Source organism: Actinoplanes sp. NPDC026670 (genome assembly GCF_040638175.1).
GTDB lineage: Bacteria > Actinomycetota > Actinomycetes > Mycobacteriales > Micromonosporaceae > Actinoplanes.
This window is the reverse complement of the sequence record NZ_JBEZXU010000128.1, coordinates 1-12795: the sequence shown is the minus strand read 5'-3', so window position 1 is coordinate 12795 and position 12795 is coordinate 1. Positions and strand designations below refer to the sequence as shown.

Genomic DNA, 12795 nt, shown 5'->3' with positions numbered 1-12795 from the left:
GTGGGCGCCCGCGACCTGGCGGCCGCACCGGCGGGCACCGGGACGGCCGGGCGGCGCCGGAGCCGGCCGGACCGGTCGAGGCGCCGCCGCCGGTGGCCCCGGCCGAGCAGACGCTGTCGGCGCCGCAGGTCCCGGTGCCCGCTCCGGCCGTGCCCGCCCTGTCCGTGGCGCCGGAATGGGCCGAGCAGCCGCCGGAGCCCGCACCCGTGCAGGTCCCGGCGGCGACGGTCCCGGTGCCCGCCGTCCCACCGCAGCCCGTGCCGGTGCCGCCGCAACTCGCGCCGCCGGTCCAGCCGACCACGCCGGTGCCGTTGCCTGTCGCGCCGTCCGTGCCGGTGCCGCCGCCGCTGGCGCCGTCCGCGCTGTCGCCGGTCGAGCTGACCACCGACCTGCCGGCCGTGGACACCCCGGCCCCGGCGAGCCCGGCCGGCACCGGTCGGCCCGCCGGCAACGTCATGTCCGGCCCGGCTCCGGCTCCGTCCGTACCGCAGCCGGAAGAACCGGGACCGGCGACGGCGGCCGAGCCGGCGCAGCGACCGCGGCCCCGCCTGCAACCGGTCCCGGACCGCGCCGCGTCGGCGCTGCTCGCGCCCGGCCGCGCGCCCACCGAGGAACGGGCCTGGCTGCGCCGCACCCTGAGCCGGGAGTACGACCTGGTCGCGACCACCGTCTCCCGGGTTCTGGCACAGCATCCGGTGCTGCAGGGCGGGGACGACGCGCTGACCGACGCCGTGGCGCTGCGGCTCTACCTTTCGGCGAAGGGCCGGGCCATCGACGCGGCGCTGCGGGCGGCCCGCAAGGGACCGCACGTCCCGCTGGCCCGCTGCGCCGTCGCCGGCCTGACCCGCCTGCCGTCGCACCGCGGCCCGACCTGGACCGCCACCACCCTCACCGGCGACCGGTGGGCGCTGCTGGCCGGGCGCACCATGCTCACCGAATGGGGCTTCCTCAACGCCCTGACCGAGCCCAGCGCCGACCTCACCGGTGACACCGACGTGCTGATCTGGGCGATGACCGCACGCCGGACCGCCCTGCTGGAACCGGACGACGGCGACCACGCCGACAACCGGGTGCTGTTCCTGCCCGGCACCAGCTTCAAGGTCCTGGAACGCGCCGAACCGTCCGGCGGGCGTCGGGGCCGGCTGCTGCTGCGCGAGGTCAGCCCCAACGAGATCAACCCCGACGGCCGGGTGCAGGACAACCGGGCCTCGTTCGACGACCTGGCCACCAGATCCCTTACCGGGTACGCCACCCGCCGCGACGACGCCGATCAGGCCGCCCGGGTCGGCGAGTCCGCCCGCGAACGGTTCCGGGCCGTGCCGGGGCTGTCCGAGCCGACGGAGGAGAACCGATGAACCGCCAGATGCTCGTGGTCGGCGGCGGCGAACCGGGCGCGCTGCCCACCATCGCGGCCGCCCTCGACCGGGCCGCCGACGACGTCACCATCTCCGTGCACGCCGGCCGCTACGAGGAGAACCTGCAGATCAGCAAGCGGGTCACCATCATCGCCGCGGACGGCCCGGAAACGGTCGTGGTGCACGCCGCGACCGGCAGCGTCCTGGTCGTCAACGGCGCCGGCGTCTCGCTGCGCGGTCTGCACCTGATCTGCGACGACGAGACCCTGGCGGCCGTCGACGTGTACAGCGGCGAGGTGGCGCTGGACGCCTGCCGGGTCGAGAGCCGCTCCTGGACCACCGTGCTGGCCCGTCTGCAGGGCTCGCTGGCCGCCCGCGGCTGCACGATCAGCAGCGCCAAGGGCGCCGGGGTGGTGGTCACCGCCGAACGCGCCAGCACCATCGAGGACACCGTCTTCCGGGACGTCGCGTCGTCGGCGGTGGTCGTCACCGAGACCGGCCGGCTCACCCTGCGCCGCTGCCGGGCGATCGGGGTGGCCGGCAACGGCGTCTGCGTCAACGGCGACGCGCTCTGCGTCGTCGAGGACTGCGAGATCGTCGACGCCGTCAAACCGGCGGTCGTGGTCGAGCAGCGGGCCGGGCTCACCGCCGACCGGCTCACCGTCACCGGCAGCGCCAACGTGGACCTGTTCCTGCGCGGCACCGGCCAGGTCACGGTCAGCCGGTCCAGTTTCACCGGCGCCGGCGCCCACGCCGCGCACCTGGCCGGCGGATCGGCGGCCCGGCTCACCGACTGCACCTTCCGGGACGCCGGGCGGATCGCGGTCCGGGTCACCGACGGCGCTGCCCCGAACCTCACCGGCTGCACGGTCACCGGCGGCCCGCTCGCGATCTTCGCCGACGGTGACTCGGCGCCGGCCTTCGACGGGCTGGCGGTCAGCGGCACCGGCGACCGGATCGCCACGGTCGGCGCCGCGACGGTAACGCTCACCCGGCTGCGTGCGCAGATCACCACCGGCGCCGGGCTGGTCGTCGACGGGCCCGGCCAGGTCGTCGTCCGCGGCGCCGACATCGAGGCGGGCCCGGCCACCGCGATCGAGGGCCGGGACGGCGCCCGGATCACGGTCGAGGACAGCCGGATCAGCACGACCGCCGAACACGCCGTCAGCGTCACCGGCGCCGGCTCGGTGTCGATGGTGTCGGTCCGGCTCGACGGCGGTGGCCTGCACGCCGCCGACGGGGCCGAGGCCGGCGTACGCGACTGCGAGGTGCACGAGCCGCGTGCCGACGGGGCGCACATCGGCGACGGCGCGGTCCTGACCGCGTCCCGCACCCGGATCAGCGCCGCCCGGCGGCACGGTGTGCACGTCGGGGCGGGCGGCAGCGTCACGCTCACCGAATGCGAGGTGCTCGACAGCGCCCGCGACGGCGTGCACATCGACTCCGAACAGCCCAGCCGGCTCAGTGGCTGCACCATCAGCGGCAGCGGCGGCGAACCCGTCCACCAGCCGGCCCGGCACCAGGTCACGGTGGACGCCCTCGACGAGGGCGGCCGTGTCCCGGCCGCCGCCACCGAGCCGGAAACCGGACCGGACCAGCCCCGGCAACTCGCCGAGCTCACCGGCGCGCTCGGCGAACTCGACGTGCTGATCGGCCTCGACGGCGTGAAGAAGGAGGTCACCGGCCTGATCAACCTGATCAAGATGTCGGAGATGCGCCGCCGGATGGGCCTGCCCATGCCACCGATGAGCCGCCACCTGGTCTTCGCCGGCCCGCCCGGCACCGGTAAGACCACGGTCGCCCGTCTGTACGGGACCGTCCTGGCCGAACTCGGGGTGCTGTCGCGCGGCCACATGGTCGAGGCGGCCCGCGCCGACCTGGTCGGCCAGTACATCGGGTCGACCGCCATCAAGACCACCGAGCTGGTCACCAAGGCGATCGGCGGGGTGCTGTTCATCGACGAGGCGTACACCCTGAGCGCCGGGTCCGGCGGCTCCGGCCCGGACTTCGGCCAGGAGGCGATCGACGCGCTGATGAAGATGATGGAGGACCACCGCGACGAGCTCGTGGTGATCGTCGCCGGCTACTCCGAGCTGATGGAACAGTTCCTCGCCTCCAACCCCGGCCTGGCCTCCCGTTTCACCCGCACCATCGAGTTCCCCAACTACAGCGTCGACGAGCTGGTCACCATCGCCACCAACCTGTGCCGCAAGCACTACTACGAGCTCACCGACGACGCGGTCCAGGCGCTGTACACCTACTTCGAACGGGTCCCGAAAGGACCCACCTTCGGCAACGGCCGGGTCGCCCGCAAACTGTTCGAGGCGGTGGTCAACAACCAGGCGTCCCGGCTGGCCCTGACCCCACCGGCCCGCGACACCGAGTTGAACCGGCTGACCGCCGCCGACCTCGACCCGGAGATCGCCCAGCTGCGCGACGCCCAGCCGGCCCAGGCTCAGCCGGACGCCGCCGCCGACCCGTCGGCCGCCCTGGCCGCCAGCCACGCCTGGCGCCGCATCAGTGAGCTGCACGGCCTGCTCCCGGTCCGTCAGGCGGCCGGCGCCAACGTGCTGCGCCTGGCCGACCTGCGCAACCGCCGCCGCGGCCACGGCAACCAGGGCAATGTGATCCTCGCCGGGCGGCGCGGCAGCGGCCGGCACGAGATCGCCCGGTTGTACGCCCAGGCGCTGTCCGAGCTCGGCGTGATCGGCTCCGGCCACGTGGTGCCCGTCGCGTTCAGCCGCGAGCTCGGCGCCCAGTGGCCCGGCCAGTCCCGCAGCCTGGTCGCGCAGGCGCTGCACGACGCCCGGGGCGGGGTGCTCGTCGTCGACTACGACACCGGCGACACCGGCCACAACACCGTGGAGACCGCTGAGGCGCTGGCCGCGGCGCTGACCGACCCCGGCGATCCGGTGGTCGTGCTGACCGGTGAGCCGGTTCCGCTGTCCCGGCTGTTCGAGCAGGTCCCGGAGCTGCGTGACGGGTTCGCCGAGCAGTGGGAATTCCCGCCGTTCACCACCGGCGAGCTCGCCGGGATCGCGGTGGCCTACCTGCTCCGGCGCGGCCACGACGTGCCCGACGACGTCCGGGACGCGCTCGCCGGGATGGTCGCCACCCTGCCCGAGCCGACCGCGGTCGCGGCGCACCGGCTCTCGGCGGCGCTCGCCCGCACCGCGGCCGCGCGCACGCTCACCGTCGCCGACGTCGGCGGGCTGACCGCGTACGGACTCACCGAACCGGCCGAGGGCGGCCTGGCGTCGGTCGGCTAGCCCCGCACTTCGCGGGTCGAGAAACGAAACGAGGGTAGCCACATGGCATTCGGCATCCGGGGACTGCTTCGTGGCGGCGGCGACACCGGCGACGTCGTCCGGCACACCGTCGGCAACGCTCTCGTGCTGCACGGGCCGGGAAAGATCAGCCCCGAGGCGCAGAACCTGGCTCTCGCGGTGGCCGCCGACGCCGACAACGAGATAGTCGTGCTCGACCTCGGCGCGGACCTGCCGACCAGCTCCTGGGAGTCGATCGCGGCCGCCCTGCCCCGGCGCCGCCGTGGCCTGCGGCTGATGGCGTGCGGCCAGCACCGCGGCATGGCGGCGCTGGTCGGCCAGTGGCTGTCGGAACGCCTGGGCCGTACCGTCGTCGCGCCGGACGGGGTGCTGGTCCGTGGGGCCGGCGGCACCCTGTTCGTCGACTCGGCCACCGGCAGCGGCTGGGTGCAGTTCCGCCGCGGGAAGGCGCCGGTGGTGCTGGGCAAACGGTTCCCGGCCCCGCCGTGGGACGGCGCGGTGACCGACGTCGTCGCGTCCAGCGCCAGCGGCGAGGTCGAGCCGCTGCCCGGTGGCCTCTGGATCCGCCCGGCCGGTGATCCGGCGGTGCTGGCCCGCCACCGTAACCGGCTGGTCGCCGACGTGCCCTGCACCGAACCGGCGATGACGGTCCTGGTCGGCTGCCCCGGCGCCGGCACGCTGGGCCTGGACGACGTCATCCGGTTCTGGCGCGACCTGGCCCCGGAACACCGCGACCGGGCCCGGTTCGTGCAGTACGGCGACGTCCAGACGCATCCCGGCCGCTCGTTCGGGCAGACCCTCGCCGACGTGCTGGAGACCCCGGTGGTCTGCTACAGCGGCGTCCCGGTCGGCAACCCGCAGCGCTACGAGGTCAAGGCGGTCCGGGCCGACGGTGTGCTCGGCTGGGAGCCGTACGCCGTCGAGCTCGGTTTCACCCCGCGCAAGGCCGGCCATGAGGTGATCCGGCCGCGGGTGCTGCGGCACCGGCCGCCGCTCGGCGGCGCCGAGGAGGTCGACCCGCGCGTCTACTGGTACGCCACCGACGCGGTGGTCGAGGTTGTCCAGGCCGGGCTCTGGGTCCGGCCGCCGAAGATTCCCGCCGGATCGGCCCGGGTCCGGGACGTGGCCCTCGACGCCGACCGGGTGGCGCTGTTCTACGACGACACGGTGGCCGTGCGCGCCCGGCGGATGAAGGAGCTCGCGGTCGACCTGGCCGCCCGTCTCGACATGGGCGCCCGCGACTTCGGGGTGCTGGTGGCGGCGTCGCAGGCGGCTGAGTTCGGGCCCGGCCCGGCCGTGGCGCCGGCCGGGCCCGCGGGCGGCTCGCTGGTGGTCACCGGATTCGACGGGCAGCCGGCCGCGGACGGCGCCACCGCGAAGATCCACCGGCCGATGGTGACGGCGTTCGGCGGTGGCGAGTGGACCGACGGCGCCACCGCGAAGATCAACCGGGACGCGTTGCCGGCCCTGACCGAGATCACCGCCGAGCACCCCCTGGTGGCGGCGCCCGCGCCGGTGCCGGCGGCCCTGTCGGTCGCCCCGGTCGCGGTGGACCTGCCGACCGGGGAGACCGGGCTGCCGGGCCGGTCTGGTAAATAGATCACCCCAAGGTGTTGAGGAGAGTGTGTGGACACCGCCTACCGGGTCGGTCCACTGCGGGCGTCGGACCCCGACCGGTTGGGCCGTTACCGGCTCACCGGCCGGCTGGGCGCCGGTGGCATGGGTGTGGTCTACCTCGCCGAGGATGACGACGGCACCTACGTGGCGGTCAAACAGATCCACACCGCGATGGCCGCCGACCCGGAGTACGCCGGCCGGTTCCGCAGCGAGGTCGAGCGGGCCCGGGAGGTGCCGTCGTTCTGCACCGCCGGGTTCCTCGACGCCGACCTCGACCATGATCCGCCGTACCTGGTGACCGAGTACGTCGACGGCCCCAGCCTGGAGGAGGTCGTCGAGGAGCGTGGTCCGCTGCGTGGCGGCGCGCTGGACGCGCTCGCCGTCGGGGTGGCCACCGCGCTGGTCGGCATCCACGGCGCCGGGGTCATCCACCGCGACCTGAAACCGGACAACGTGCTGCTGCCGCCGGGCAACCCCAAGGTGATCGACTTCGGGATCGCCAGGTTGTTCGAGGCCACCAGCCGGCACACCCAGACCGACGTGCTGGTCGGCACGGTGCCGTACATGGCGCCGGAACGGTTCTCGGCCGACCCGGGCGGCTCGCTGACCCCGGCCGCCGACGTGTTCGCCTGGGGCTGCCTGATCACCTACGCCGGCACCGGCCGGACCCCGTTCCTCGGCGACTCGCCGTCGGCGACGGTCGGCCGGATCCTGAGCCGGCAGCCGGACCTCGGTGATCTGCCCGAGGCCCTGCTCGCCCCGGTCCGGCTGACCCTGGCCAAGGATCCGGCCGACCGGCCGACCGCACAGGAGCTGCTGGCCATCCTGGTCGGTGACCGCCCGTTGCCGGCTCCGCCCGGACGGCGTCGCCGGAGGGTGGCGGCGGTGGCGTTCGTCGCGGTCGCGGCGGTCACCGGTGTCTCGGCGGTGGTCGCGTTGTCCCGGGCCGCCCCGGAGCCCGTCGCGCCGGTCTCGGCCGCGACCGGCCCGGCGCCGCTGCGCTCAGCAGCGGTCCCGGTCGCGACCAGGGCAGATCCCGCGACGGTACGGCCCACGACCGCCCGCACGACCAGGAGCACCACCACCACTACCACTGCCGCCGCCACCGGCCGGGCGAATCCGTCCGGGCGCAACCTGGCGCTGGGCCGGCCGGTGACCACGTCGGGCAGCCAGGGCGACCCGTGGGCGGCCGGATACGCCGTCGACGGCGACCCGGTGACCAGGTGGAGCAGCGCGTTCGCCGACCCGCAGTGGCTCGCCGTCGACCTCGGCGCCCGGTACCGGCTCACCGAGATCGTGCTGCGCTGGGAGAACGCGTTCGCCGTCGCCTACCGGGTGCAGGTCTCCGCCGACGGGACCGCGTGGAAGACCGTCTACGCCACCACCTCCGGGGTGGGCGGCACGGTGACGGTTCCCCTCGACGCGGTCACCGGCCGCCATGTCCGGGTGTACGGCACCCGCCGCTCCACCGAGTACGGCTACTCGCTGTTCGAGATCGAGGTGCGCTGACCGGCCGGGTCGACGCCGTACTCCTCCAGCCGGGCCCGGGCGCGCCGCTCGTCCCATCGCGCGCCGAGTTCGCGATGCAGGCGTACCGCGTCGCCGCCGGTCCGGGCCGCCTCGTGCGGCCGGCGGGTCACGGCGAGCAGCACCGCGGCGTCCTCCAGGGTGACCGCCAGCTCGGTGGTCCGGCCGATCGACAGGTAGTGCCCGGCGACGGCCAGCATCGGTTCCGGGTCCACGGCCAGCAACGCGTGGCAGCGCCGCGCCGCCGCGCCGGCCCGCGCGTCGTGCACCTCCCGGGCCGCCTCGTCGGCGCACAGGCGGGCGGCGCGTTCGGCGATGTCACGGTGCCCGCGGTCGAGGGCGAGCCGGGTCAGGTACGGCAGCCACTGGTGCCGCAGCATCAGCGGCGCGAAGTCGGGCACCAGCAGCGGCTCCAGCATCCGGATCGCGTCGTCGGCCCGGCCCTGCTGCTCGGCGGCGTACGCCCGGGCCACCAGCTGGAAGTCGCTGTTCTCCCGTTCGGCGTCGCTGGCCGGCAGCGCCTCGGCCAGGCTCAGGTGCCCGCCGGCCAGCACCGGGTCGTCACGCTGGGCGGCGATCAGCGCGGCCACCCCGTGCAGCAGTGTGGTGATCGCGGTCGGCTCGCGCATGCCGAGCAGGGTGGTCCGCGGGCCGTCGGTGACCGTGCCGACCTCGGCCAGGGCGTCGTCCCAGCGGCCCCGCCAGTAGTGCTGCACCACCGAGGCCGCGTGCAGCCCGGACGGCAGGCGGTGCCGTAACGCGAACAGGGCGCCCTCGCGCAGCGTGCGTTCGGCCGCCTCCAGCCGGTCCAGGTTCTGCAACGTGAACGTCCGGTTGTCGAGCAGGTCGAGATACATGCCGGCGAACGACTGGTCGTCGCGCATCACGGTCAGCGCCCGGTCCACGTACCCCAGCGCCCGTTCGTGGTCCCGGCGGATGGAGTGGATCAGCCAGCTGGTCTGTAGCGCGTACGCCGCCTCGTGCGGCCGGCCGGCGGCCAGCGCCTCGTTCGCGCGGGCCCCGGCGGCCCGGTCCGCCTCGTCCAGGTCGTCCAGCGGGCCCCGGCGGAATCCGGCGAGCAGCACCAGGTGCCGGGTCCGCCAGAGCGCCGGCAGGTCCGGATCGGACAGCGCGCCGGCCAGCACCGCGACGGCGGCCGCGGTCTCGCCCTGCCGGTGGATCATGGTGGCGAGCAGGTGCCGCATCTCCGCGCGCTCGGCCGGATCGCGGACCACCCGGGCCGCCTCCCGGGCCTGCTGCGACGGCGCCCGCTCGTGCCGGAAGTCGAGCCGGACGGCGGCGATCAGCAGCCGTTCCCGCTGGTCCGGGCCGGGCGCCGGGGAGTCCAGCGCGCGGTGCAGAAGCGCCGCGGCGACCTGCGGGGCCCGCCGGGCCAGCTCGCCGTGGTGTTCGGCGAGCCACCCGGCGGTCCAGTCGTCGACGCCGACACCGGGCGCCACCAGCTGTTCGGCGACCCGGGTGACCGGGCAGCCGTCCCGGTGCAGTGTCTCGGCGGTGTGCCGGTGCAGGGCCGGCCGGTCCGCGGCCGGGATGCTCTCGTACAGCGCCTGGCGCAGCACCGGCAGCCGGAACGCGAGGTCGGCGCCGGCCTCGGTGACCACGTCCGCGGCGATCGCCTCCTCCAGCGTCGGCAGCAGCGCCAGCGGCGACCGGCCGGTGACGGTGGCCAGGTCGTCGACGGCGAACCGGGGGCCCAGCACCGCCGCCGAGCGCAGCACGTCACGGGCGCCGGGGGACAGGCCCAGGACCGTGGTCCCGACCGTGGCCAGCAGCGACGGCGGCGCCTGCACCAGCGAGAAGCCGGGGATCTCGGCGACGCCGCCGCTCACCTGGACCAGCCCGGCGCGCAGCAGCGGGGTGGTCATCTCCCGGGCGTAGAGCGGGTTGCCGCCGGCCAGCGGCACGACCGACGCCAGGTTCGGTCCCGGCGGCGCGCCGGCCAGGTCGGCGACCAGCCGCTCGATCGCCGCGGTGGGCAGCGGGCCGAGCCGCAGCAGATGGCCGCGGCGGCTCTGCACGAGCCGGCGCGGCCCGGCCAGCCGGCCGTCCGGGGCGTCCGGGCGGGTCGCCGCGACGAGCAGCAGCGGCATCCGCCTGGTGAAGGCGGTCAGGCGCTGCCAGACGTCCAGGCTCGGATCGTCGGCCCGGTGCAGGTCGTCGACGATCAGCACGAGCGGGGCCGAGGCGCACAACGTCCGGACGTACGCCAGCAGGTGGTCCCCGTCGGCGCCGTCGCGGCCCAGGGCGCGGCTCACCGTGTCCTCGCCGTCGGCGATGCTCCAGGCCAGGTGGCAGCCGCCCAGCCCGGCGAAGACGGCGGTGATCAGCTCGCTCTTGCCGATCCCCGGCTCGCCCTCGATCCACACCGCCCGGCCGTGCCCGGCGACCAGCGCGGTGACCAGGTCACGCAACCGTTCCCGTTCGCTGTCCCGGCCGCCCGGAACCCGGTTGCGGGGCTTGCGGTCCAGGTCCTGGGCGACGGGTTCGGGCAGCACCCGCAGCAGCGGAACCCGCCCGGCGGCCGGCCGGGTGTCCGAACCCGGCCCGATCCGCTCGTGCAGCGCGGCCAGCGCGGGGCCGGGCTGCACCCCCAGCTCGGCCCGCAGCGTCTCCCGCGCCGACCGGTACGCCTGCCTTGCCTCGGCCCGCCGCCCGGCCCGGTCGAGGGCGGCGACCAGCAGCTCGTGCAACGGCTCGTGCAGCGGATGCTCCCGGACCAGGCCCGCGAGCTCGGCCACCGCGCCGTCGTCGCCGAGGTCGGTGAGCACCCGGGCGCGCTGCTGTGCCGCGGCCAGCCGCCGTTCCGCCAGCCGGGCCCGTTCCAGTTCGAACCGGTCCCCGGCCAGACCGGCGTACGCCTCCCCGTGCCACAGCCGCAGCGCCTCGTCGAGGGTCGCGGCCGCCGCGGTGGCGTCCTGCCCGGCCGCCTCGGCGCAGAGCCGTTCGAACCGTTCGCTGTCCAGCGCGCCGGGGGTGAGCCGCAGGGCGTAACCGGACGGGCCGGAGGTGAGCCGGTCGTGGCCCAGGACCCGGCGCAGCCCGGAGACGTAGGTGTAGAGGTTGCCGACCGCGGTGGCCGGCGCGGTGTCGCCCCACACGCTCGCGATCAGCTCGTCGCGGCCGACCGGCCGGGCCGCCGCGGCCAGGCTCGCGAAGACCGCCCGCTGCCGGGCCGAGCCGAGCGGCAGCTCCCGCTCACCGGCCCAGGCCCGGACCGGCCCGAGCACCGAGACCGACAGCGTCTCCGGGGCGTCACCACACATCCGGCACGTCCGTCAGGCGTCCGGAGAGGTGCGGTTCCGTCAGGCGCCCGGAGAAGTGCGGTTCCGTCAGGCGCCCGGAGAAGTGCGGTTCCGCCAGGGCGTCTGACGGGAGCTGCGGTTCCGTCAGAAGCGACGGGAGCTGCGGTTCCGTCAGAAGCCGGGGGAGATGCGGCTCGGTGGGGTCGCCGGGCAGCAGCGGCCGGATCCGGGCCAGCAGCTCACGCAGCCGCCCGCTCCACTCCGGGGCGATCCGGCCGGACCGCAGCGCGCCGCGCGCGATCGCCGCCGCCGACTCCGGCTCGCCGCGGCGCTCGTGACCGTGCGCCGAGATCCACAGCATCTCACCGTGCAACGCCGGGTCGGCGGTCCGGGCCGCGACCCAGGCGGCCGGCACGGCGGGGTTGCGGTCGTGGCGCAGCAGCAGCCGGGCCAGCCAGGCGGTCAGCGGCACCCGCACCGCCGGATCCAGGCCGTCCTCGGCGTGCGCGCGGTGCAGCACGGACAGGGTGATCATCGGCGCGCGGCCGGCCAGGCCCGGCACCTGGGTGACCAGCCAGCCCCCGATCGTGTTGTCGACGGGCACCCGCCCGGCCAGGAACTGCGCCATCACGTCCTCGGCGGGCGCGCCGGCGGCGGCCAGCCGCAACCCCAGCGAACGGTGCACCGGGACCCGCAGCGCGGCCGGGGTCCCCTCGTGCAGGGTGCGGGCCACCACCCGGAACGGGAACGCCACCCGATCGCCGTCGGCCGTCAGCAGCCCGGTGGCCAGCACCGGCGCGAGATCCACGGAGAGTTCGGCGGGAGTACGGCCGGTCGCCGCGGCCAGGGCGGACCTGGTGCATCCGACCGGCTGCGGGCCGGGGGCGGCCAGCTCGTACGCGCTGAGGAACGCGGCCGCCCGTACCGCCTCCATGGTCTTCTCCCCGAACGGCGACAGATGCGCGCCGACCGCGGCCGGCAGGCCGCCGGTGACCGTCTCGCCGGCCGCGAGCTGCCGCAGGTAGTACGGGTTGCCACCGGCCTCGTCGAGCATCCGGGCCAGCGCCAGCGCGCCGGGCGGCTCCGTGACGACCGCCCGGACCAGGGCGGTGGCGTCGGCTGTGGACAGCGGCGCCAGGGTCATCACCTCACCGGCGGCCGGGCCGTGCGCCGGCACACATCCGGTCCGGACCGCGCCGATCAGCACCAGCGGCGCGGCGCCGGCCTGCTCGCCCAGCATGTCCCAGACCCGCCGGGTGAGCGGGTCGGCGCAGTGCAGGTCGTCGGCGACCAGGATCAGCGGGGTCTCCCGGGCCGCCTGCACGATCAGGTCGGCGGCGAGGGCCACCGCCTGGTCCGGGCAGCTGTGCACGGCGTCGCCGGCGACCGTGACCAGCTGGGCCGCCAGGTGCCGCAGCGGGGTCCCGGCCAGGGCGGTGTCCACACACTCCAGCAGCAGCCCGAGCGGTGTGCGCCCGGAGAGCTCGTCACCGGCTGCCCAGCCGAGGTGGCACGGCTGCGGGACGGCGTCGCGCAGCGCCACCGCGAGCAGCGCCGACTTGCCGATCCCGGCGGTGCCGTCGATCCGCAGGCTGTGGCCGGCGCCGGTGGCCGCCCCGGCGGCGATCTTGCGCAGCCGGTCGATCTCGGCCCGCCGGCCGAACAGCGACGAGTGGACGCCGGAGGAGATCTCCGCACACTTCAAGTACATGAACGACTTCGCGGCCCGGCTCGAGGAGAGCGGCG

General features: G+C 75.7%; 4 protein-coding genes and 2 pseudogenes. 4 read left to right on the top strand and 2 right to left on the bottom strand.

All coding sequences use genetic code 11. From position 1 onward, the window contains the following. The 4 genes and pseudogenes from AB0E94_RS51680 to AB0E94_RS51665 all read left to right on the top strand — a co-directional run. Nucleotides 1–1355, top strand: a pseudogene (locus AB0E94_RS51680) (hypothetical protein); the annotation flags it as partial. Further along, entirely contained in the window at nt 1352–4624 is a 3273-nt protein-coding gene (locus AB0E94_RS51675) for a right-handed parallel beta-helix repeat-containing protein (RefSeq protein ID WP_360343973.1), read from the top strand. The pseudogene AB0E94_RS51680 and the gene AB0E94_RS51675, both read left to right, overlap by 4 nt. 42 nt (nt 4625–4666) lie before the next feature. Further along, nucleotides 4667–5869, top strand: a pseudogene (locus AB0E94_RS51670) (hypothetical protein); the annotation flags it as partial. 399 nt (nt 5870–6268) lie between these two features. After that, nucleotides 6269–7768 carry a discoidin domain-containing protein gene (locus AB0E94_RS51665; protein ID WP_360343970.1) on the top strand — a complete coding sequence of 500 codons (1500 nt, stop codon included), beginning with the start codon at nt 6269–6271 and terminating at the stop codon, nt 7766–7768. On the opposite strand, the gene AB0E94_RS51660 is transcribed toward AB0E94_RS51665, so the two are convergent. Together AB0E94_RS51660 and AB0E94_RS51655 are read right to left on the bottom strand one after the other, a co-directional pair. Then, nucleotides 7738–11070, bottom strand: a complete 3333-nt coding sequence (locus AB0E94_RS51660; protein WP_360343967.1) for a BTAD domain-containing putative transcriptional regulator — start codon at nt 11068–11070, stop codon at nt 7738–7740. The genes AB0E94_RS51665 and AB0E94_RS51660 overlap by 31 nt on opposite strands. Then, nucleotides 11060–12795 (bottom strand): AAA family ATPase (locus tag AB0E94_RS51655; protein ID WP_360343964.1); only part of this gene is annotated, 1736 nt, incomplete at its 5' end. The genes AB0E94_RS51655 and AB0E94_RS51660, both read right to left, overlap by 11 nt.